This is a genomic window from Cupriavidus sp. 86D6 (assembly GCF_057815095.1).
Window position 1 is genome coordinate 257,580 of sequence record NZ_JBYPSB010000006.1, and the last position, 22,515, is coordinate 280,094.

Here is a 22,515-nt window from a genome sequence, read left to right on the forward strand (position 1 = left end):
GCGGACGTCAGGCCGCGTTGTCCGCCTCGGCACGCGCCGTCGAACGGTTGGCGTGCCAGCGCAGCACGCGCGGCACTACCACCACGGCCACCGTCATGGCCAGGATCGTGGCCGAGATCGGCTGCTTGACGAACAGGGTCCAGTCGCCCTGGCCGATCGACAGCGCATTGCGCAGCTGCTTCTCGGCCATCGGCCCCAGGATCAGGCCGACGATCACCGGCGCGGTCGGGAAGTCGAAGCGTCGCATGGCCATGCCCAGCAGGCCGATCACGAACAGCAGCAGCAGGTCGAACCACGACTGGCGGATGCCGTACGCACCCAGACCGGCAAAGATCAGGATGCCGCCATACAGCAGCGGCGTCGGGACGCGCAGCATGCGCACCCACAGGCCGATCGCCGGCAGGTTCAGCACCAGCAGCATCACGTTGCCGATATACAGCGACGCCAGCAGGCCCCAGACCAGGTCGCCCGAGGTCTGGAACAGCATCGGACCCGGCTGCAGGTTGTAGTTCTGGAACGCCGCCAGCAGGATGGCCGTGGTGTTCGAGGTCGGAATACCCAGCGTCAGCAGCGGGGCCAGCGTCGCCGTCACGGCGGCGTTGTTGGCCGCCTCGGGGCCGGCCACGCCTTCGATGGCACCCACCTTGCCGAATTCCGCCTTGTGGTTCGACAGCTTCTTCTCGGTGGCGTACGACAGGAACGTCGGGATCTCGGCACCGCCGGCCGGGATCAGGCCAAACGGGAAGCCGATGAACGTGCCGCGAAGCCACGCCGGGATCGACCGCTTCCAGTCCGACTTGCTCATGTGCACCGAACTGAGCTTGTTGAACGAGCCCTCCGGCTGCGGAAAGAACGCATTGAACAGCGCCTCGCCCACCGCGAACAGGCCCACGGCCACCACGACGATGTCCACGCCGTCGTACAGTTCCTGGACGTTCATCGAATAGCGCGTCTGGCCAGACAGCGAATCCATGCCGATCAGGCCGATGCCCAGGCCCAGGAACAGGCTGGTCATGCCGCGCAGCAGCGACGAACCCAGCACGGCCGACACCGTGGTGAAGGCCAGCAGCATGATCATGAAGTACTCGCCCGGGCCGAACTGCAGCGCCACGTCGGCCGCCACCGGCGCGAACATCGACAGCAGCACCGTGGCGATCGTACCGGCCACGAACGAGCCGATGGCGGCGGTGGCCAGCGCGGGGCCCGCGCGGCCGTTCTTGGCCATCAGGTTGCCCTCCATCGCGGTGACCATCGTCGACGATTCACCCGGCGTGTTCATCAGGATCGATGTGGTCGATCCGCCGTACATCGCGCCATAGTAGATGCCGGCGAACATGATCAGCGCGGCCGTGGGCTCCACCTTGGCTGTCAGCGGCAACAGCATGGCCACGGTCAGGGCCGGACCAATGCCGGGCAGCACGCCAATGGCGGTGCCCAGGAAGCAGCCCACCAGGGCCCACATCAGGTTGATTGGCGTGATGGCGACGGCAAAGCCGTGCATCAGCTGGTTCAGGGTATCCATGTCAGTGTCTCCCGTAGGCGTGGATCAGAAGCCCGCGACGGGCAGCAGCGGCAGGTTGATGCCGAGCAGGAAATCAAACAGCGCCCACATCGGCAGCGTCAGCATCAGGCCGATCAGCGCGTCGCGCACGATGCGGCGGCTGCCATAGCCGCGCGCCACGCACACCATCATCAGCGTGGACGAAAACACGAAGCCCAGCGTGCCGATCAGCGCCATGTTGGCCACCAGGCCGGCGGCCACCCACAGGAAGCCCTTGAAGTTGTGCGGCGCCGCGGGCAGCTCGGCATCTTCCTCGGGCATTTTCCGGAAGCCGCCGCGCACGCCCTGCCACAGCAGCAGCGCGCCGCAGACGGCCAGGCCGATGGCCACCAGCGTGGGCACGAAGCGCGGCGACAGGCCGGCATAGCCCTCGTCGCCCGAAATGCCCGGTATGCCGGCGAAGAAGAACACGGACAACGCCAGGACGGCGACGCCGATGGATACATGGGATGGTTTCATGGTGGGGCTCTCGGATGGTCCTGCCGCCCGCGCGGTCACGGGGCCCGGTGACGTGATGGGTCTGTTTTTCGGTGTTGCGCAGCGGATGGCGGCACCGGGGCCCCGTGCCGTCCTCCGTGCGTGCCGATCTCGGATCGGCGGCCGGGCGGGAACGACAGGGTGAAGCAAACTTCCGCGACGCGGGTAACGAAATCCTGTACTGCTGTCTCGTACTGCTGTCTCGTATTACTTTTTCGTACTTCTACTACTTCACTGGCGGCGCCGGCGGCGGTGGCCGGCCAGGTCGTCGACATGCGGAACCGAGGCGGCCGTGCCGATACGGCGTGGCGTGCACCCGGTCCCTTGGGGCAGGGCTTACTTCGCTACGCCCAGTTCACGCAGCGTGGCGCCCAGACGGGCGGATTCGGCTTCCACAAACTTGCCGAACTCGTCGCCGGTCAGCAGGAACGGCGTCCAGTCGTTCTTCTGCAGCGCGTCCTTCCAGACCTGGTTCTCGGTGCCCTTCACCACGGCATCGATCAGGGCCTTGCGCTGGTCGGCGGTGATGCCGGGCGCGCCGTACACGCCGCGCCAGTTGTAGATCTCGACGTTCACGCCCTGTTCCTTCAGGGTCGGGATGTCGGCGGTGCGGTCCTTCGACGTCACGGCCAGCGCGCGCATCTTGCCGGTCTTGATGAACGGCAGGAATTCCGACACGCCCGCGATACCCACGGTCACGTGGCCACCGAGGATCGACGCCGAGGCCTCGCCACCGCCCTGGAACGGCACGTAGTTGATCTTCTTCGGATCCACGCCGATGTCCTTGGCGATCAGGCCGGCCAGGATGTGGTCGATCGAACCCTTCGAACCGCCGCCCCAGCTGACACTGCCCGGATTGGCCTTGAGCTGCATGGTCAGGTCTTTCATCGACTTGATCGGCGAGCTGGCCGGCACCGTGATCACCATCGTGTCGGCGAACAGGCGTGCGATCGGCGTGGCGTTCTTGAGCGTCACCGGCGGGTGGTTGGTCTCGATGGCACCGACCATCACGGCGCCCGTCACGATCAGCGCGTTCGGGTTGCCCTTGTCGGTGTTCACAAACTGCGTCAGGCCGATGGTGCCGCCCGCGCCGCCCTTGTTGTCATACGACGCCGACTTGGCCGCGCCGGCCGCCACCATGGCCGCGCCCAGCGAGCGGCCGGTCTGGTCGAAGCCGCCGCCGGGGTTGGCACCGATCATCACCTTGAGGTTGTCGACGGCATAAGCCGGTGCGGCCACCACGGCAGCAGCCAGCGCAGCCGAAGCGACGAAGACATGGGTAAAGCGGGCAAGCGTGCGAGGCATCGCGTGTCTCCTGTCTTATTGGAATTTGGGTTGTGCTTTTAGGTTTTTGGCTATTGACCACCATCCACAAAGAGACAGCAGTAGCCATGGCCCGAATTCTAGAAGCGTGAAACTGTCAAAACCCTGTCAAAACGTCTGCTTGATGCTCGGGGTTTACGTGGTGTTGTCTGCTTTGTCTGCCTCTCTCCCGTCCCGGCCGGACCGGGCGCCTGTCGTTTTTTGGCATCGTTGTATCTGCCAGATCAGATCTGCACATCTTTGACTTGGCTCAGGTCGGACATCTCACTACGATTTATCTCAGTTGCCCGCCGCACCGACAGCGTCGTGCTGAAGTTGCATTGCGGCACGGCGGCCACAAACAATGTAACAAGGTTGAGATGGACCATCGCACAACGAGGCGCTGGCCGATTCGGGATATCCGGTCTTTTCGGTTTTCGGGTGAAGTGACAAACAAGAAGTCTCAGGGGTCAATCATGGATACAACGATCAAGGCGTCGGACGTCTGGTCGCCGGAACGCGACGCAGGCGCCGACCGTGGCCTGTGGAAGAGCACCGTTGCGGCCGCCAACCAGGCGCTGGAGGCGGCCAAGGGCATGCAGGCGGCCGTGGGGCAGACGCTCAAGCTGCAGCACAAGATCATGGCGCTGCGCGACGAACTGCATCGCGCCGAAGCCGAGCGCGACATGTATCGCGACCTGCATGCGCGCACCGTCGACGAACTCAACCACACGCTGGACCTGAGCCCTGCCGAATGGCAGCGCTTGCGCGCCGACAACGAGACGCTGCAGATCCGGCATCGCGCCTACAAGCTGCTGGTGCAACACTACGCGCGCGCGGGCACGCCGATCGATCCGGCCACGTTTGCCGAGCAGCGCAGCCGCGTGCAGCAACACATCCTGTTTCAGCGTCGCAAGGGTATTCCGGTGTCGGTCATCACGGCCGACGACATCGCATTCCTGTTGCGCTAGGCAAAACCGCGGCGGAGACGTCCATGAACTGTCTTATCCCTGAACAGATGGCGCCACAGTATTGCCGACCGGCGCATCAGCCGCGCACACCCGGTTACGGCCCGCTTGCTTGGCGGCATATAGACGGCGGTCGGCCGTCGCCAGCATGGCATCGAGTGTCGGGCAACCGTCGCTCACGGCTTCTGCGACGCCAATCGATACAGTGAAATGAATGCGTCCGTCGCCTTCGCTGGGCGACGGCGCATCGGGTGCCGGTTTCACTGGTGTGGCCTGCACGGCGGCGCGCAGCCGTTGCGCGGTTGCCTCGGCTTCGGCCAGCGTGGTCTGCGGCAGCAGCACCGCGAATTCCTCTCCGCCAAGCCGCGCCGGCAGGTCTATCTCGCGCAGGTTCCGGCGCAGCACGTCGGCCAGCGCCACCAGCACGTGATCGCCGCTGGCATGGCCCCAGCGGTCGTTCACGCGTTTGAAGAAGTCGATGTCGAGCATCAGCATCGACAGCGGTGCGGGCGGTGATGCCTCGACACGGGCCGGGCCGCCGCCGGCCAGGCTGTCGTCCGCGCCGGCAGCCTCGCGCTCGCGCCGTCGTCGTGCCGATTCCCTGCCGAACGCCTCGCCGAAGTGGCGCCGGTTGGCCAGCCCGGTAAGCGGGTCGGTCTCGGCCAGCCGCTGCAGTGTCTCGCCGGCTGCCACATAGTGGCGGAACAGCAGCGTCACCACGCGCAATGTGACAAACATCAACAGCGGCAGGGCCAGCCAGATCGCCAACAGCGGGGTGCTGGTGCGTTGCAGGACCGCGCGCCATACGTCGGCATCGCTGAAGGATTCCACCAGCAGCCACGTACCGCGCTGGCCCACCGGCTGGTAGATCAGATATTGGCCATCCGCGTGCCGCATGCCGGCGCCTGCGTGGAACAGGTCCTGCACGGGAACACCGCGCCAGGCCCGGTCCACATCGTCGGGCCAGTGCATGTCGATGCGCACGTTGTGCTGGCTCGACGCGATGATGCCGCCGCGATAGTCCATCAGGTATCGCGTGGGGCCGGCGTCTTCCGGCACGCCGATCAGGTCGCGCAGACGTGCCAGTTCCACGTCGATGGCCACCACCCCGCGAAAACGGTTTTCCACATAGACCGGAATGCTCAATGTCGTGCGCAACTGCGTGCTTTCGAATTGCGTGTAGACCCGCGTCCAGCGAATGTCGCGCGACGCATCGCGCTCGGGCAGCATGTCGCGGTAATACGAGATATCGCTGAACCGCCTGAAGAGTGCCGGCGCCTTGTCCGGCGCCAGCGGCGGGTAGGTGACGTAGAGCCCGTTGCTGGAGATATAGCTCACGGTACCGCCGGCATTGTCGTCGTCGCGCAGCCGCAGGCTCAGGCCCAGCACATGGCTGAGCTGGCGCGCCGCGTACAGGTCGGCCCGCAGGTCGGCGTCGCGGCGTTCGAAGCCTTCGAGTTCGTCGAGCACTGCGGGCGCCGTGCCGATCACCGGAGAATCGCCAAGCGGCACCTCCATCTGCCAGATACGCTCGTTGCGCTGCGCGAAGGCCCGCTCCACTGCGGGCTCTGCCGGGGCCGCGCCGTTGTCGTAGAGGGTGATCAGTTGCTGCGCATAGTCGCGCACGAAAACCAGCCTGGAGCGTTCGGCGGCGAAGACCGCTTCGCCACCCAGCGCGCGCAATGTCAGGTCGTGGTGGCGCGATGACAGGACACGGTCGCGCAGCAGGTACAGGTCACGCGCGCCGACGATCAGCATCAGCAGCATCGCCAGGCTGAAGCCGACGATAACCACGCGCTGCGGGTGCATGAGCGCCGCGCGCGGCAGCCAGCGCGGCCTCGGCAGCAGTTTGCGCCATGACATCGATCGTCTCCCCGGCAAGGCCCGTCCACGGGACGGGTAGTAAAACGGCGACTTTTAGCTGCAACATCGACGGCGGGCGCGCCAGGGCGTGGCGCGCCGGCTCAGTGTAGTGCAGCCGCGCGGCGCATGCCATCATGAAAGCCTGACAACCATCAAGGGGGATTTCTCATGCCACGGCACATCGGTATCGCGGCCTGTTCGGCCGAAGGCGCGGCACTGTGCTATCGCACGATCTGCATGGAAGGGGCCGGATTCCTCGGCGCGCACGCACATCCGGAAATTACGATGCATACGCCATCGCTCGCCACCTATGTGGCCTGCCTGGCGCGCGGCGATCTGCAGGGCGTGGCGAACCTGATGCTGCGCTCGGCGTACAAGCTGGCCGCGGCCGGCGCCGATTTCGTGATCTGCCCCGACAACACCATCCATGCGGCGCTGGACCTGGTGCGGCCCACGTCGCCGCTGCCGTGGCTTCATATCGCCGAGGTGGTGGCCGACGCCGCCGTGGCACGCGGCTTCCATCGGCTTGGCATCACCGGCACGCGGTGGCTGGTGGACAGCGAGGTGTATCCGGCCGCGCTGGCCGCACGCGGGCTGGAAGCGGTGCGCCCGCCCGTGGAAGACCGCGCATTGATCGACCACGTGATCATGAACCAGCTGGTGCCCGGCATCGCCACGCCTGAAGGGGTAGCGACGTTCCGGCGCGTGATCGATGACCTGCGGCACAACGGTTGCGACGCCGTGGTGCTGGGCTGCACCGAGATTCCGCTGATCATCGACGACGGCAATTCGTCGTTGCCGACGCTCGATTCAACCCGCCTGCTGGCGCGCGCGGCATTGCAGCGCGCAGTGGCGGCGTAGCCCTCCGAATTGGCCGATCAACGACGTTCCGTGCGGAAGTACAGCAGCGCGATGGCGGGCAGGGCGAAGCCGATCCAGCTGGCCAGGGGCCAGCCCGCACGCGCATAGGCCCACGCGCCCACTGACGATCCGATGGCGCCGCCCACGAAAAAGATGGCCATGTACAGGCCGTTGAGGCGGCTGCGGTGTTCGTCGGACAGCGAGAAGATCGCGCGCTGGCCGATCACCAGATTGGTCGACACCGCGAAGTCGAGCAGCACGGCAGCCACCGTCAGCGACAGCAACGACAGCAGCGAACCCTCCGCCCCCACCCGGCTCAGCAGGAACGAAGCCGCGCCCAGCGCCAGCGCCAGCGCCGTCATCTGCCGGCTGTGGCCACGGTCGGCGTAGCGGCCCGCCATCGGCGCGGCAATGGCACCGGCCACACCGACCAGCGCGAAGATCGCGATACCGGTCTGTGACATATGGAACGCGGGCCCGGCCAGGTACAGCGGCGTGGTGGTCCAGAACAGGCTGAAGACGCCGAACATGGCGGCCTGGTACGCGGCCCGGCGGCGCAGGATCGGCTGGGTACGCAGCAGATGGCTCATCGAGCCAAGCATCTGGATGTAGTTGACGCCCGGCGCCGGCCGGCGCTGCGGCAGCTTGCGCGCCAGCACGATGCCGAGCAGCACCATCGCCACGGCCGACGCCGCGAAGATCGCGTGCCAGCCGAACAGGTCTGACACCAGGCTCGACACCGGACGCGCCAGCATGATGCCCATCAGCAGTCCGCTGGTGACATTGCCGACCGCACGGCCGCGCGCATGCTCGGGGGCCAGGTGCGCCGCGAACGGCACCAGCACCTGCACCGCCACCGAGCACAGTCCAATCGCGCAGCCCGCCACCAGGAACACGCTGGCATGCGTGGCCAGCGCCGCCGCCAGCAGGGCCGCCGCGCACCCGCCCACCAGCGTGAGCACGAGCTTGCGGTTTTCGACGATATCGCCCAGCGGCACCAGCAGCAGCAGGCCCACGCAGTAGCCGATCTGGATCAGCGTGACGATCAGGCCGGCAATTTCCGGCGACAGCTGCAACGCGCGTGCAATCGGTCCGACCAGCGGCTGTGCGTAGTACAGGTTGGCGACGATCATGCCGCAGGCCACGGCCAGCAGGGGCGTGATCCAGGCGGCCGGGGCGGCGGTACGTTGGGCGGGAGCGGCGGTTGTCATGGGGCGCGCGTGGGCGGAAGGTGGGGCGTGGCGCTCTCGATGGGCGCCCGTCGAAGCCGCCGATTCTACCGGGAGATAGATAGGGCCGTATGACGTGGGGGTTTTTTGGCCTGGGATCGGCCCGATTCGCCTGGAGGAAGGCCGTTCAGCCTTCCGCCTCGTCGTCGAAGCGGAATTCCTCTTGCACCGGCGCGGGATCGTCCCCTTGCTCGGCCGCCGGGAGCAGGGCGCTGACGCGCACGCCCAGCAGCCGGATGCGCCGCTCCAGCGGGATCCGCTTCAGGCACTCGGTGGCACCGCGCCGGATCATCGCGCCATCGGCGGTATGGGCGGTCATGGTCAGGTCGCGCGTCACGGTGTGGAAATCGTCAAAGCGCAGCTTGATGCCCACCGTCCGGCCCACGTACCCCTTGCGGCGCAGGTCGTCGGCCACGCGCATGCACAGCCGGGTGAACTGTTCCGACAGCACGGGGCGATCGGTGCGCGGGTGCAGGTCGCGCTCGAACGTGGTTTCGCGGCTCATCGACTTGGGTTCGGAACTGACCACCACCTGACGGTCGTCGCGGCCATGTGCCACTTCCACCAGCCAGCCCGCGTAATTGCGGCCGAAGTGCGCCTGCAGCAGCGCCAGGTCGGCCTCGGCCAGGTCTCCCACGGTGTCGATGCCGATGGCCTGCAGCTTCTCCGCGGCCTTGGGGCCGATGCCGTTGACCTTGCGCGCCGGCAGTGGCCAGATGCGCGTGGGAATATCGGCCGGGGTCAGGATGGTCAGTCCGTCCGGCTTGTCCAGTTCGGACCCGATCTTGGCCAGGAGCTTGTTGGGGGCCACGCAGATCGAACACGTCAGGCCCGTCGCTTCATGGACCGCAGCCTTGATGCGGGGGGCTACCTCGTGCGGCTCGCCCTCTATATCACTCAGATCGATATATATCTCGTCGATCCCGCGATCTTCTATTTGTCCGGTGAATGTTCGGACGGCCGCCTTGAAGAGTCCCGAGTAGCGGCGGTAGGCGTCGAAGTCGGTCGGCAGCAGGATCGCGTCGGGCGCCAGCTTGGCGGCCTTCATCATGCCCATGGCCGAGAACACACCCAGGGCGCGGGCCTCGTAGGTGGACGTGGTGACCACGCCCCGCCCCACATAGTCACGCAGCCGGGCGTAGCGGCGCGATCCGTCGGGTAGTACCTCGGGCACCGCATTGCGGCCGCCGCCGATCACGACAGCCTGGCCACGCAGGTCCGGATAGCGCAGCAGTTCCACCGAAGCGTAGAACGCGTCCATGTCGAGATGGGCAATACGCCGGGGAGCGTTCGGGGGCATGAGCGTGGAGAGGCGATCGATACTGTATATCCGTACAGTATAGTGTGGCGACGTTGTTTCCGGAATAGCGCGCGATTGCCACGTATATTCACGTAACGGATAGAAGCGACTGCTCTTTAAGCTGGTTCATTTTTCGTGCTGATGGATCGCTTCGCATTCAGACGCGTGACCAGCAAACCCTCGGCCGCGTAGATTGCCAGCGAGATCCAGATCAGGGCATAGCCGATCTGCTTCTGTGCCGGAAACGGCTCGTGGTAGAGCCAGATGCCAAGTACCAGCTGGATGGTGGGCCCGGCGTATTGCAGCAGGCCGAGCAGCGACAGCGGGATACGACGGGCGCCGGCGGCAAAGAACAGCAGCGGCACCGCCGTGAGCGGGCCGGCCAGCAGCAACAGGATCTGCGTACCCGTGCCTGCGCTGCGCGTGGTGTCGTGCCCGGTCAGGAGCAGGAAGCCCAGCGCCGCAGCGGCCAGCGGGAACAGGATCAGCGTTTCCAGCGACAGGCCCTCGAGCGCACCGAGCGCGCCGGTCTTGCGCAGCAGCCCATAGCCGCCAAACGACGCCGCCAGGCCCAGCGCAATCCACGGCAGTTGTCCGGCCGACCAGGTGAGCCAGAGCACACCGGCCGCCGCGATGGCGATCGACAGCCACTGGGCCGGCCGCAGCCGCTCGTGCAGCAGCAGCACCCCCAGCAGCACACTGAATAGCGGATTGATGAAATAGCCCAGGCTGGCATCGACCACGCGATCGGCCGACACCGCCCAGATATAGAGGAACCAGTTGCAGCACAGCAGCCCCGCGCTGGCCGCGAAGTTCAGGATCAGGCGCGGATTGGCCGCCACGTCGCGCAGCCAGCAGAAATGACGGCGCCACAACAGTATTGCCCCCAGGAATACCAGCGACCACACCATGCGGTGCAGCAGGATTTCCAGCGGCGCCACGCCGTGCAGGGACTTGATGTAGAGGGGCAGCAGGCCCCAGATGATGTACGCCAGCAGGGCGTAGAAGATGCCGAGTTGCATGGGAATGTTCCCGGTAGAGTCCGGTTGTGGGGCGGATTCTACCGGGGTGTGGGCAGGCGCGTGGCGCCATGAAAAAACCCGGCCGGAGCCGGGCTTGTCGTGAGCGAAATGGCCGAATGGCCAAATCATCGGTTCGCTTACAGCTTGCGCGCGTAGCTGAACTGCGCGAACGCCTGCTCGGCCACGTTGAACCAGGCGGCCTCGTTGTTGCGGAACACGCGCCAATCGTCGTAGATCTTCTTGAACGACGGGTTCTTGGCGCTTTCGTCGGCGTACGCTTCCTGCGTGGCCTTGAAGCAGGCTTCCATGATCTCCTTCGAGAACGGACGCAGCTTCACGCCGCTTTCCAGCAGGCGGGCCAGCGCCTGCGGGTTCACGGTGTCGTACTTGGCCATCATGTTGGTGTGCGCCTCGATAGTCGCCGTTTCCAGCGCGCGCTTGTAGAGCGCCGGCAGCTTGTCGTACTCGGGTTGCGATGCGTAGAACGACAGCTGCGCGCTGCCTTCCCACCAGCCCGGGTAGTAGTAGTACGGCGCCACCTTGTAGAAGCCGAGCTTTTCGTCGTCGTACGGGCCCACCCATTCGGCCGCGTCGATCGTGCCCTTTTCCAGCGCCGGGTAGATGTCACCGCCGGCAATCTGCTGGGGCACCACACCCAGGCGGGCCAGCACCACGCCGGCAAAGCCGGCCACGCGGTACTTCAGGCCCTGCAGGTCGGCCACGGTCTTGATTTCCTTGCGGAACCAGCCGCCCATCTGGGCGCAGGTGTTCCCGCCCATGAAGTTGACGACGTTGTATTCCTTGAAGAACTCGCGCATCAGCTTCATGCCGTTGCCCTGCATCATCCAGGCGTTCTGCTGGCGCGCGGTCAGGCCGAACGGGATGGTCGTGTCGAAGCACAGCGTCGGATTCTTGCCGAAGTAGTAGTAGCCGGCCGTGTGGCCGATCTGCACGGTCTGGTTCTGCACGGCGTCCAGCACCTGCAGGCCCGGCACGATTTCACCGGCGGCGAACACCTTGATGTTGAACTTGCCGTCGGTCAGTTCCTTCACGCGCTGGCTCAGCAGTTCGGCCCCGCCATAGATGGTGTCGAGCGATTTCGGGAAGCTGGACGCCAGGCGCCATTCCACCGCCGGGTTGCTGCCGACCACGGCGGGTGCGCCCGGCGCGCTGGCCGATGCGGCCGGGGCCGCGGGCTTTTCTTCCTTGCCGCAGGCGGCAAGTGCACCCGTGGCGGCTACGGCCGAAGCCTTCAACAGGAAGGAACGACGTTCCATGGACATCTCCTCTTTTATAGATATATAGGCGTGACTGCCTTGCACCCGTTATGCGTTGCCCGGAAGACAGGTCGGACGATTATAGCGGTGGCGTTTTCAGCACGGATGCCCTCAGGGATGGGGGTTTTCGCTAGGAATTCGGCACTTCCGCAACGGTTTTGCCATGGCGCCCGGGCATGCTTCGATGCGGTGCATTTCGCTTTCCGCAATGTGGGAATCCGGACGCATTTCCAACGCTTTGTGACGCGATCGCGGGATTTTGTAACCCGGCTTGCGGTCCAAAAGTTCGCCTGTTAAAAACTGAGCCCTCCCTCCGGAGTTCTTCCACGCCGGCCCTGTTGTGTCCATGCTGCAATCCGTACTGCCTCCCGCCCGCCCATTTGCCCGTCGCCGCCTGACTTTTGTCGTCCTGGCCGCCTGGGGGCTCAGCGCGTGCGCGCAAACAGGCACTTCGGTAGCGCCACCGCCGATGATCGCGGAGAGCACGACCCAGCTGGTGACCTCCGCCGTGGCGGCCGGCGCCGTGCCTGCCGCAGCACCTGCCGCCGCACCTGCCAGCGTACCGGCGACCGTACCCGCCGCTGCGTCCGCCGATCCACTGGCGGATCTGATCCAGTCGGCCAATGCTGCCGAGGGTGCCGATGCTGCAAAGGACCGGGCTGCCGCACCTGCCAATACGGCACTGGCGGCCCAGGGTGGCGAAACGCCTGCGGCCGCCGAGGGCACCCCCACGGTTGCCCAGGTGCCAGCCGACGAGAATCCGGACTTCGTGGGTCCGCCCGACTCACTGGCCCCGCCGCCCCCGCCACCGCCGCCGGTGGTGCTGTTCCCGCATCGGCTCGGCGAATTCCCGGCACTGCCGCAGGACGGAACGCCATCACCAGCGACACCAGCTCGGCATTCGGAAAACGCCGATATCGCGTCGGAAACCCCGTCCGACGCGCCCCCAGTGCTGCGTTCGCAACTTCCTGCCGACGACCCAGCCGGGGATTCGGTCTGGCGCCTGGGCTACAGCGGCCGCGCGGCGGTCGAAGACCGCTCCGGCACGCAGCGCGCGTGTCCGGGTGGCGGCACACCATCGGCAGGGTTTGGCCAGGGGCTGGCCTGCACCAGTTCAGGCGAGGTCAAGATCCGCGAATCGGTAGCGGATATCGGCGGCGGCGCACAGGTCCAGCTGGTCGCCCAGGCCAAGGGCACCAATGCCACATCGGTCAACGGCAATGCGGCCGCTGTCGATCCGTACGCGCTGGTGCCGAACTTCTATACCTCGGTCAGCGGCCTGTCGGGGCTGACCGTGCTCGACGGCGCCAGTGTCTGGGCAGGGCGTCGCGACAGCAATCCGTTCCTGATGTCGTCGGGACTGTTGCCGCCGAACTCGCCATCGATGCGTTTTGGCATCGACAACGCCAAACTGGGCGAATTCGGCGTGAGTTATCAATACACCGCACGTAACGACCTAAATGGCGCCAAGCTTCCCAGCTATCACTCGGTGCTCTCGACCCCGATCGACACCAATGACAAGGGTTCGGTACGGGTCGGCTTTACGCGGGTAGAGCCGCTCTCGCAAATCGAAGACACCGGCAGCGCATGGTGGGCATCGGCCATGCACGAGCAGAAGGGCGTGCTGTATGGCACCAACCGGCTGGGCTTCCAGTACGGGCAGGGGTCGCGCACGGCCATGACCGGCTATTCGGGCATGGGCAATGCGCTGTCGCGGGTACGGGTGTCGGAATCGATGGAGTGGAAAGGCCGCTCGGGGCTGGCCGGCTCGGTGGAATCGAGCCTGCAGCTGGATCGGTCGGGCATCGGCACGTTGCAGTGGGCCGCCACCCGCGTGCGGCCAGCCTTTGTGGCCAACGACCAGTTCAAGCTGAGCTTCGAGGTGGCGCACGACCAGATCTCGTCGGGGTTTGGCGTGGGTGGCCAGCGCACCGCGTTCACGGTGGCGCCCACGATGACGCTGGGCAAGGCCACCGGCAATGCCAACCTGCGCGCGTTCTATACGTACAGCCGTGCCAGCGACGTGGACGGCATCACCTTCGCGGCCCCGGCCGACGCCTGGGCTTCGCAGACCAGCGGCTCGATCTTCGGCGTGCAGCTCAATCGGCGCTGGTAAGCCCCGGATGGCCTTTCCAACGGCGCCTGGACAGGTCGCGCGGCCCCGTCGTCGCCGGCGGACACAGCCAGTGGAACAGTAGCGTTGCATTCATCGCACCAAATATCTGAGCCAGAATAAACGGGGGAATATCGATCATGCGAATACCCGTGAACGTATTGGTCAGCGCGCAGGCCAGAGTCAGGGCGGGGTTTGCGAACGACGTCGAGGACGTGAACCAGTAGCCGGCGGTGATGTAGCCCGCCACGACAAACGGCACCAGGCCTGGCCGCGACCGCCCGGTGGCGATGGCCAGCCCGATCAGCCCGAACGACGCCAGGCATTCGCTCCACCACATCGGCGCCCCGGTGCGCGCCTGCGTCGACAACGACAGCGCGGGCAGGCCGAACATCGCATGCGCGGCCATCACACCCAGTACGGCACCCATCAGCTGAACCACCACATAGCCAGCGGCTTCGCGCGGCGAAAGCCGTCCCTGGATCAGGTTCGACAGACTGACCGCCGGGTTGAAGTGCCCGCCGGACACCGGCCCCAGCGACACCAGCAGCGCCACCAGGCCGGCCCCGGTGGCCAGCGCCTTGCAGAGCAGGGCCAGCGCGGTATCGCCGGCGGCCAGCCGTTCCGCGCGGATACCCGACCCTACGACGATGGTGACCAGCAGGGCCGTACCCAGTGCTTCGGCCACCAGGCGACGCGCGAGATCGGGAGGGGAATAGGGGGCGGGCGAAGAAGTGGAAGAAGGAGGAGGCGCTGCGGCGGACATGCGAAAGATCGTCGAAATACGATCGCGCAGTGTTTCGCGGCGGGGGACGGCCCGTCAATGCAACAGGGCGATGTTGAGAAACTACCGCCGGTACCGAATCGGCCTGGCGGCGGCAGTGTTGACTGGGATTACTGCAGGTCGTTACGCAGGATCAGCAGCCATGGCATGTGCGAATTCGTGAAGCCGTCGAGCTGGCCCGCGTCGTTCAGGTCGATCACATCCATCGACACCGACTGCTGGACGTTGCCGCCGATTGCCTTGACCACATTGGCGGCACGATCCACCTCGACCACGATGTCGCAATGCATGGGCGTGGTGCCGAAGCCGATTTCGGACGGATCCGAAAGATATTTGTCACGCCCGCGGCCCGCGCAGATCATGTCGCCAGGGCGCGGCACGGCGGGCACCCGCTCCACATGGAACGCCGGGCGCGGCAGGATGCCATCGCGCGCGTCCACCACGTACATCGAATGGGACTGGCCCGTCAGGAACTGGTCGTTATCGAGCCCGGCCTTGCGCATCACCCAGGAAATAAACACGGCCGACCACGCCCACGCGCCCTGCGTGACCTGGCGGCAGTCCGGCGCCTCGCCGACGATGCCCCAGTAACGCTGGGCCATCCGGCATCCCTGCGGCGTGGCCTCCATGCCGGTGCCGTCGGGAAACCGCAGGCATTGGCTATCGCCATCCTCTTCCATATCGATGTCGGCCGACGGCTGCATCGCCGTGCCTTGGCCCCCGGCGCCATTGGCAGGCTGCGCGGCGGCCGGGGCGGGCAGCGGACTCTGGGTGACGCACGCCGCATCGTCACGACCGATGCGCACTACCTGGCTGCCCCACTTGCGCCATTCCTGCAGGGCAATATCGACGATCCGCTCGCGCGCCGTGGCGCCGGGCGGCGTGGCCACGCGCCCGTAGTCGGGCAAGGGCACGGCCTGCGGGCGGGCCGTACGTGTCGGCGAGGTACTGCAACCGCACAGGACGGCCAGCGCCACCGCCGCCATCACACCCTGCCAGGTACGCATGCGTGCCTGTGGAGAATGCTGTGGAAGTTTGTGTGGAAACTGCTGTGAATAAGGCTGTGGAAATGTGCGCTGCGGCAAGCGGAACGACATGTCAGGCTCGTGATTCCTGATCTCGCGCAAGGCCTTGATTAGCCAAGCGTGGATGACATTTTCGCGTGGTCGCTGCAGGCCTGTGAAGGGGCCTGGCCAACTGTGCGATTCTCCACGCGGAGCTGGGGGAAAAATGGTGTGGATAACGTCCCCGCGCGCTGCGCACCTGCGCCGCTTTCGGGCTATGGCGGCGGCACGGCGGGGTCATGCGAACCGGGCGACAAGCTTGCCCGTCGGCATTACTGGTTGACGGCGTCCTTGAACTTCTGACCTGCCTTGAACTTCACGGTCTTCGCAGCTTCCACCTTGATTTCTTCGCCGGTGCGCGGGTTGCGGGCCATGCGCTCGCCACGTTCGCCCTTGCTGAAGGTACCGAAGCCGATCAGGCTGAGGGTCTCGCCCTTGGCCACGGCATCCATGATGGCGTTCAGGGTCACGTTCAGGGCTTGCTCGGCCTTGGCCTTGGTCAGACCGTCCACGCCTGCTGCGATCGCGTCGATCAGTTCAGTTTTCGTCATGCTTCACTCCGTATCGAGTTGAAAAAACACTGACGTCCGGGCCGGCGACTTCGCTGGAAGCCGCGCCGGCAAAGACGCCGCGGGCCACATCATACCGTGTCGGACACGCCGCACCGGGAACAGTTTGTTACCGGCCCTTGGCGTGCAGGCCGCGTCAGGTCAACGTTGGCGGGTTTTTTACGGAAGAAGCACGCGCCTGGCGCGCCGGTATACGCCCCAGGACGCTCCAGAACGCGTTCCGGGGGTCAGGACAGCCTCGGGGGCGGGCGGAGCACGTATACGCCCTGAGAGGCCCGTATACGGCGCCGCAAGGCTGTCGAGCGCCCATTGTGGCGGTCAGGCCTCAGGCGGCGACGTATACCGCCTGCCTTCATGCCCGTTGGGGCCTGCCCAATTTTTCATCTTGCGTGAAAACGTGCCGATCGCAAGCTGGGCCCCTGCGTGGCTTCGGACATTCGCGGTATACGCCCCGGCGGCGGTCCTCCTGCGTATGGTTTACATCTTTCTTTCATGTATACAGATAGTAGTGATAGGTAAACCCCCTGCCTTTCTGTGGATAACCCGGTATACGCCAATCAGATCAACCTTTTACGTATACCGAAAGCACAGGGATGACATGTTGGCGCGCGTGGATGACTCATCCTTCGGGATGGGATGAGGGACGTATACCTGCCAGGTTGTTCGTATACGTTCCCCATGCCAGCCCCAGGCAGCCCACACCAAACCCATGCGCTTATCCACAAAAATGGCCCCGGTTATCCACATTGGCCCCGGCCGGTATACGTCGCCGGGCCCGGTAAACGTGCCGAGCCCGGTCGGGGCGCCGATGCGTATACCTGACACAGCCGCACGGGTATCATCCGGTTCGCCGGACTGGACCGGCCCACCACCGCAGGAACATCAGACATGTCGGACAAGGCCAACGACGCCAGGGAACAGAAGGGGCAGGCGGGCAAGAAGAAGACCGCCAGCGACCGTATCGAGGTGCGCCAGTCGGGCGTGCATGGCAAGGGTGTCTACGCGATTGGCGCCATTGCGGCAGGCGAGCGCGTGATCGAGTACAAGGGCGAGCACATTTCCTGGAAGGAAGCCCTGAAGCGGCACCCGCACGATCCGGCGGACCCGAACCACACGTTCTATTTCAGCCTGGACGACGGCAACGTCATCGATGCCAAGTTCGGCGGCAACCGCGCGCGCTGGATCAACCACGCCTGCGAGCCGAACTGCGAAGCGCGCGAGAAGAAGGGACGCGTCTTTATCCACGCTCTGCGCGATATCGCCGAGGGCGAGGAGCTGTTCTATGACTACGGCCTGGTCATAGATGCACGCTATACGAAGAAGCTGAAGAAGGAATACGAATGCCGTTGCGGCAGCCCGAAGTGCCGCGGCACGATGCTGGCGCCCAAGGAGAAGTCGGGCAAATAAGCCGCCCGGCCCGGTTCAGGCCGGCGTAGCGCCGGGTGCCTCGCACGGGATCCGGATCACGAAGCGCATCGACGCGCGGCGCGCCGGCGCATTCGACGATGCGGACGCTTCCGAGGATGCCGGGGCATGCGGCGAAACCGCGCCGGCGCTATCGTCCGGCCCGCCGGCCATGGCCGCCGTGACCTGGGCGGAAGCGGCGGACCCGGCGGACGCCGGCACATCCTCGATCCGGATCGTGCCCTGGTGCAGCGTGATGATCTCGTGAACGATGGCCAGACCCAGGCCGGCCCCGCCGGGCGAAGCCTGCAGGGCGGGCGTGCCAGGGGTGTGATCGCCGCGGAAGAAGCGTTTGAACACCTCCTCGCGGCGGGCCGGCGGAATGCCGGGGCCATTGTCTTCCACCATCACCACGGCCATGCCACGGTGGCCCATGGCCTCGCCGCCGGCGCGCACCGTAATGCGTCCACCGGCCGGCACATACTTCACCGCGTTATCGATCAGGTTGGACAGCGCCTCGCGCATCAGCAGCCGGTTGCCGCGCACCACGGCCGGGGCGCCGCCGGTGAACGTGGGGCCGGGCAGTACCTCGAAGCCCAGGTCCACACGCCGCGCCAGTGCCTGCGGCACCCATTCCGCGCCGATCTCGAACGCCAGTTCCGCCAGGTCGAAGTGTTCGACCGGGCCCAGCCGCTCCAGCGACAGGCCGGGCTCTGCGCGCGCCAACGACAGTAGCTGGTTCGACAGGCGCACCGCGCGGTCGGCGGCGGTCTGCACCTCGCGCAGCGCATGACGCGCCACATCGAGCGAATCGGCTTCCACGGCGCGGTCGGCATGCAGCTTCACCGCCGTGAGCGGCGTGCGCAACTGGTGCGCGGCGTCGGCGATGAACTTGCGCTGGGCATCGAGGGCATCGCGCAGGCGCGACAGCAGCGCGTTCAGGGCGCGGATCAGCGGCTCCACCTCGGCCGGCACCTGGGTCTCGTCCAGCGCCGCCAGTGACCGCGCGGTCTGGCGGTTCAGCTTGTCGGTCAGGATCTGCAGCGGCACCAGTTCTTCCTTGAGCACGTGCGACAGGATCAGGCTGCCCACCAGCAGCAGCAGGATCAGCGGCACCGACACCGACAGCAGGATCTCGTTGGCGGCCGTTTCGCGCCGGTCCAGCAGTTCGGCCACCTCGACCACGATCGGCCCGCGCGGGATCTGCGCCTCGGACGGCGTCGTTGCCAGTTCGTCGGCGGCCGGGCTGGGCAGGCTCACCGGCAGGCGCACCGCGCGCACCTGGCGGCCGCTGAACCACGCGTAGAACAGGCGGGCATCGTGCAGCGACGTCTGGCCCGTGCCGTAGCCCAGCCAGGTGTCCATGCCGCCGATCAGCCCGTCCGGACCATGAATGCGCCAGTAGATGCGGTCGGTGCCCTCGGCCTCGACCAGCGTCTGGGCGATGATCGGGATGTCCTGCTCCAGCCGCGGGCCCGCAATGCGGATCTGCTGGGCGATGTTGTTGGCCACGCCATAGAGTGCGCGATCGAAGACCTGCGTGGTGTAGTGCGCCGCCAGCCAGTACGACAGCGATCCGCTGGTCAGCACCAGCGCGAACAGCGGCGTGGCCAGCGCGCGCAGCAGGTGGATGCGCAGGCTCGGGTTCGATGTGCCGCGGGCCGCCGCGCCGGCACGGCTGCGTCCGCCGCGTGTGCGCTTGCCCGTGGCGCTCGCATCGCCAGGCGGGGCAGAAGAAGAGTGCGAACGCGGCCACATGGCGGGTCAGGACTTCCGTTGAAGGCGGCCGCCACCCGGGCGGCGCGTGCCGGTCGGGCTCAGTGGCCCGCGCGGATTTGTAGCAGATAACCGAAGCCGCGCACCGTCACGATCTCGACGTCGGCATCCTCGAGCTTCTTGCGCACGCGATGCACGTAGACCTCGATCGCCGTGTCGCCCACCGTGTCGCCGCCTTCGCCGGCCGGGTGCGCGAAGGTGGCCAGGTGGTCCTGCAGCTGCGCCTTGCTGACCACACGGCCCTGGCGCTGCAGCAACAGTTCCAGCACGGCAAACTCGCGCGGCGACAGTTCCAGCGGGCGGCCATCGACGAACATGCGGCGGTCGTTGCCCGATAGCCGCAGCCGGCCCAGGCGCACGTCGCGTTCCGGCGCGGCTTCGCCGTGCTGGCTGCGGCGCAGCAGCACGCGCACACGGGCTTCCAGTTCGGGCAGGGCGAAGGGCTTGACGAGGTAGTCGTCGGCGCCCGCGTTCAGGCCCGACAGCTTGTCTTCGAGCTCGTCGCGCGCGGTCAGGATCAGGACGGGGGTCGTGCGGTTGCGGGCACGGTAGCGCGCCAGCAGCGTCATGCCGTCGATGCCGGGCAGGCCCAGATCCAGGATGACGAGGTCGTGCTGCTCCTTGAGCAGGTGGTCGGTGGCGTAGACGCCGTCATGCACCACGCGTACCTGATGGCCGGCGCGGGCCAACCCGGCTTCCACGCCGCTGGCGATTTGACGGTCGTCCTCGATCAGCAGGATACGCATGGCGGTACAGGTGACATTGGATGGAAACAATGTCGCCGATTGTACAGGGCAGGCCCGCCGCCTGCCTTTCAGTTGCCCTACAGCCGGGCCGGCGCCGCGTTCAGCGTGCCAGGCCGGCGGCGGCCTGTTCGATGAAGCGGGCCAGGTCGATATCGCGCTGGGTCAGGCCGTTGGCGTCGTGGGTGGACAGCGTGATGTCCACGCGGTTGTACACGTTGAACCACTCGGGATGATGGTCCACCTTGTCGGCCTGCAGCGCCACGCGCGTCATGAAGCCGAATGCGGCGTTGAAATCGGCGAACTTGAACGATTTCCGGATGGCATCGCGGTCCTGGACCGGGGTCCAGCCGGGGAGGGTTGCCAGCAGCGGCTGGCGGGCGTCTTGCGAAAGAGGGGTCATGATGGGCTCGATCTGAAGGGTTGTCTGTGGCTGCACGGGGAACACGACAAAAGCCGGCCCGCCCCGGCGCACACCGGATGACCGGCGGCCAGGGCATTCGGCATTGTTTCACAAAGTGGGATAACGGGCGGGGCCGCTGGGCGGGCAGCGGCCTTCGCCCGGGGGCGGGTCAGATATCGTCGCTGCTGGCCCAGCCCTCGCGGGTGCCAACGTTGATGACCTGGTCACCCTCGACGATGTCGCCGGCGCCCAGCGTCGGCAGCGCGCGCAGCGCCGGGTAGATGTCGGTGAAGTCCGGGCGCGTGGCATCGAACAGCTGCTCGAAGCTGTCGATCACAAAGTACGTTTTCTGGAACGTGTCGATGCGGTAGCGGGTGCGCATGATCCGGTGCAGGTCGAAGCCAATGCGGTTCGGGCTGGCCGAATCGAGGCTGTAGACCGACTCGCCCTGGCTGGAGAGGATGCCCGCGCCGAAGATGCGCAGGCCCTGCGGCGTGCGGATCAGGCCGAACTCCACCGTGTACCAGTACAGGCGCGCCAGCATGTCCAGCGCACCCAGCCGCGCCGCCTTGAGACCGCCCTTGCCGTACGCCTCCATGTAGTCGGCGAAGATCGGATTGATCAGCAGCGGCACGTGGCCGAACACGTCGTGGAAGCAGTCGGGCTCCTGCAGGTAGTCGAGCTGTTCCGGCTTGCGCATCCACCAGCTCGCGGGGAATCGCCGATTCGCCAGATGTTCGAAGAACACCTCGTCCGGCACCAGGCCCGGCACGGCCACCACCTGCCAGCCCGTGGCGCGCATCAGCATGTCGTTGAGCTGGTCGAACTCGGGCACGCGGTCGCGCGCCATGCCCAGCGTGGCCAGGCCCTGCAGGAATTCGTCGCAAACCCGGCCTTGCAGCATCGACGCCTGGCGGTCGTACAGCTTGCGCCATATCGCGTGGTCGGTGTCGGTATAGCGATGCACCGGCTGGGCGATGGTGAAGTCGGGGCGCAGTTCCTGGCCGGACAGCAGGCCGGCATCGAACTGTTCCTTGAGCTTGGCGGTCATCGTGCCGGCAAAGTTTCCGGTGTCCAGGGTGGCGGCCGAGGGGGTCATGCGTTGCGTCTCCAAAACTTGTGGTCTGTGTTCCGATCGGATGCGGAATTTATGCATAGTCTAGCGATCGGACTCCGCAAGATGGCCGCAAAATCCACGTTATCCGCCGTCACGATGCATATAATCCGCACATACACAAAGATCGATGCGGGATATCTGCGAACATGAACCAACCCAACCTGGACCCCTATGACCTGGCCCTGCTGGCCGCCCTGCAGGCTGACGGCCGCTCCACCCATCAGCAACTGGCCGAACGGGTACACCTGTCGGCCAGCCAGGTGGGCCGCCGCCTGGCCCGACTGGAAGCCGACGGCGTGATCACCGGCTACCGGGTGAACCTGTCGCCACAGGCGCTGGGGCTGGGCGTGATGGTCTTTATCAGCGTGAAGCTGGCGCATCATGGCGACACCATGGTCGAGCGCTTCGCCGAGGAAATCCTGCTGCTCGAAGAGGTGCAGGAGTGCTATTCGGTCGCCGGCGAGGCCGATTACCTGATTCGCGTGGTGGTGGCCGACCTGCCCACGCTGGCCGATTTCACGATGAAGCGGCTGATGCGCGTGCCGGGCGTGGAGAGCGTGCGGTCGAACATCGTCCTGACCGCGCTGAAGCGTGAAGGTCCGCTGCCACTGTCACATTTGCGTTAAACCACAAGGCCTTTCTTCCGAAATGTGCAGAGGCTTGCGCTTGCCACCCGCGCATG

20 protein-coding genes are annotated in these 22,515 nt (G+C 66.1%); 5 read left to right on the top strand and 15 right to left on the bottom strand.

From position 1 onward, the window contains the following. Positions 1-7: 7 nt before the first annotated feature. From AC3G88_RS16740 to AC3G88_RS16750, 3 genes are all read right to left on the bottom strand, one after another. Positions 8-1,522 (bottom strand): tripartite tricarboxylate transporter permease, encoded by a 1,515-nt coding sequence (locus AC3G88_RS16740; RefSeq protein ID WP_400395150.1) that lies wholly within the window; start codon positions 1,520-1,522, stop codon positions 8-10. 24 nt (positions 1,523-1,546) lie between these two features. After that, the gene (locus AC3G88_RS16745) at positions 1,547-2,020 is read right to left on the bottom strand and encodes a tripartite tricarboxylate transporter TctB family protein (protein WP_488893584.1); all 474 of its coding nucleotides are present in this window, start codon (positions 2,018-2,020) and stop codon (positions 1,547-1,549) included. 354 nt (positions 2,021-2,374) lie between these two features. Continuing rightward, positions 2,375-3,343, bottom strand: a complete 969-nt coding sequence (locus AC3G88_RS16750) for a Bug family tripartite tricarboxylate transporter substrate binding protein (RefSeq protein WP_488893585.1) — start codon at positions 3,341-3,343, stop codon at positions 2,375-2,377. 473 nt (positions 3,344-3,816) lie between these two features. On the opposite strand from AC3G88_RS16750, the gene AC3G88_RS16755 reads away from it, so the two are divergent. Next, complete coding sequence (locus AC3G88_RS16755) at positions 3,817-4,311, top strand: hypothetical protein (protein ID WP_153946292.1); 495 nt, start codon at positions 3,817-3,819, stop codon at positions 4,309-4,311. Positions 4,312-4,344: 33 nt separating this feature from the next. On the opposite strand, the gene AC3G88_RS16760 is transcribed toward AC3G88_RS16755, so the two are convergent. Continuing rightward, complete coding sequence (locus tag AC3G88_RS16760) at positions 4,345-6,171, bottom strand: diguanylate cyclase (protein WP_488893586.1); 1,827 nt, start codon at positions 6,169-6,171, stop codon at positions 4,345-4,347. A 168-nt stretch (positions 6,172-6,339) separates the two neighbouring features. On the opposite strand from AC3G88_RS16760, the gene AC3G88_RS16765 reads away from it, so the two are divergent. Next, complete coding sequence (locus AC3G88_RS16765; protein ID WP_488893587.1) at positions 6,340-7,032, top strand: aspartate/glutamate racemase family protein; 693 nt, start codon at positions 6,340-6,342, stop codon at positions 7,030-7,032. A 17-nt stretch (positions 7,033-7,049) separates the two neighbouring features. Here AC3G88_RS16765 and AC3G88_RS16770 read toward each other — a convergent pair whose 3' ends face one another. The 4 genes from AC3G88_RS16770 to AC3G88_RS16785 form a co-directional block, all read right to left on the bottom strand. Next, positions 7,050-8,243, bottom strand: coding sequence for an MFS transporter (locus AC3G88_RS16770; RefSeq protein ID WP_488893588.1), 1,194 nt, complete (start codon positions 8,241-8,243; stop codon positions 7,050-7,052). Between the two features lie 145 nt (positions 8,244-8,388). After that, the gene (gene dinB / locus AC3G88_RS16775) at positions 8,389-9,561 is read right to left on the bottom strand and encodes a DNA polymerase IV (RefSeq protein ID WP_488893589.1); all 1,173 of its coding nucleotides are present in this window, start codon (positions 9,559-9,561) and stop codon (positions 8,389-8,391) included. Between the two features lie 116 nt (positions 9,562-9,677). Beyond that, a complete protein-coding gene (gene rarD / locus AC3G88_RS16780; RefSeq protein ID WP_488893590.1) occupies positions 9,678-10,583 on the bottom strand; it encodes an EamA family transporter RarD in 906 nt (301 codons plus the stop codon). Between the two features lie 137 nt (positions 10,584-10,720). Then, complete coding sequence (locus AC3G88_RS16785) at positions 10,721-11,860, bottom strand: TRAP transporter substrate-binding protein (RefSeq protein ID WP_153946298.1); 1,140 nt, start codon at positions 11,858-11,860, stop codon at positions 10,721-10,723. A gap of 346 nt (positions 11,861-12,206) precedes the next feature. On the opposite strand from AC3G88_RS16785, the gene AC3G88_RS16790 reads away from it, so the two are divergent. Continuing rightward, positions 12,207-13,976, top strand: a complete 1,770-nt coding sequence (locus tag AC3G88_RS16790) for a carbohydrate porin (RefSeq protein WP_488893591.1) — start codon at positions 12,207-12,209, stop codon at positions 13,974-13,976. Here AC3G88_RS16790 and AC3G88_RS16795 read toward each other — a convergent pair. The 3 genes from AC3G88_RS16795 to AC3G88_RS16805 all read right to left on the bottom strand — a co-directional run bounded on the left by AC3G88_RS16795 (position 13,960) and on the right by AC3G88_RS16805 (position 16,372). Further along, positions 13,960-14,739, bottom strand: coding sequence for an aquaporin (locus AC3G88_RS16795; RefSeq protein WP_488893592.1), 780 nt, complete (start codon positions 14,737-14,739; stop codon positions 13,960-13,962). The genes AC3G88_RS16790 and AC3G88_RS16795 overlap by 17 nt on opposite strands. A 128-nt stretch (positions 14,740-14,867) precedes the next feature. Continuing rightward, on the bottom strand, positions 14,868-15,764 hold the full coding sequence (locus AC3G88_RS16800) for a DUF2272 domain-containing protein (protein ID WP_488893593.1): 897 nt from the start codon (positions 15,762-15,764) through the stop codon (positions 14,868-14,870). Positions 15,765-16,093: 329 nt separating this feature from the next. Continuing rightward, on the bottom strand, positions 16,094-16,372 hold the full coding sequence (locus AC3G88_RS16805) for an HU family DNA-binding protein (protein ID WP_066737795.1): 279 nt from the start codon (positions 16,370-16,372) through the stop codon (positions 16,094-16,096). A 906-nt stretch (positions 16,373-17,278) separates the two neighbouring features. On the opposite strand from AC3G88_RS16805, the gene AC3G88_RS16810 reads away from it, so the two are divergent. Continuing rightward, positions 17,279-17,797 carry an SET domain-containing protein gene (locus AC3G88_RS16810; RefSeq protein WP_488893594.1) on the top strand — a complete coding sequence of 173 codons (519 nt, stop codon included), beginning with the start codon at positions 17,279-17,281 and terminating at the stop codon, positions 17,795-17,797. Between the two features lie 15 nt (positions 17,798-17,812). Here AC3G88_RS16810 and AC3G88_RS16815 read toward each other — a convergent pair whose 3' ends face one another. The 4 genes from AC3G88_RS16815 to phhA all read right to left on the bottom strand — a co-directional run bounded on the left by AC3G88_RS16815 (position 17,813) and on the right by phhA (position 21,815). Next, positions 17,813-19,552, bottom strand: coding sequence for a sensor histidine kinase (locus AC3G88_RS16815; protein WP_488893595.1), 1,740 nt, complete (start codon positions 19,550-19,552; stop codon positions 17,813-17,815). 59 nt (positions 19,553-19,611) lie between these two features. Beyond that, on the bottom strand, positions 19,612-20,316 hold the full coding sequence (locus AC3G88_RS16820) for a response regulator transcription factor (protein WP_153946304.1): 705 nt from the start codon (positions 20,314-20,316) through the stop codon (positions 19,612-19,614). 100 nt (positions 20,317-20,416) lie between these two features. Further along, positions 20,417-20,728, bottom strand: a complete 312-nt coding sequence (locus AC3G88_RS16825; RefSeq protein ID WP_283780726.1) for a 4a-hydroxytetrahydrobiopterin dehydratase — start codon at positions 20,726-20,728, stop codon at positions 20,417-20,419. Between the two features lie 157 nt (positions 20,729-20,885). Next, positions 20,886-21,815: a phenylalanine 4-monooxygenase gene (gene phhA, locus AC3G88_RS16830; RefSeq protein WP_488771727.1), complete on the bottom strand. Its 930-nt coding sequence runs from the start codon at positions 21,813-21,815 to the stop codon at positions 20,886-20,888. Positions 21,816-21,979: 164 nt separating this feature from the next. Here phhA and AC3G88_RS16835 point away from each other — a divergent pair, with 164 nt between their 5' ends. Further along, positions 21,980-22,459 carry an Lrp/AsnC family transcriptional regulator gene (locus tag AC3G88_RS16835; RefSeq protein WP_488893596.1) on the top strand — a complete coding sequence of 160 codons (480 nt, stop codon included), beginning with the start codon at positions 21,980-21,982 and terminating at the stop codon, positions 22,457-22,459. The last annotated feature ends 56 nt before the right edge of the window (positions 22,460-22,515 follow it).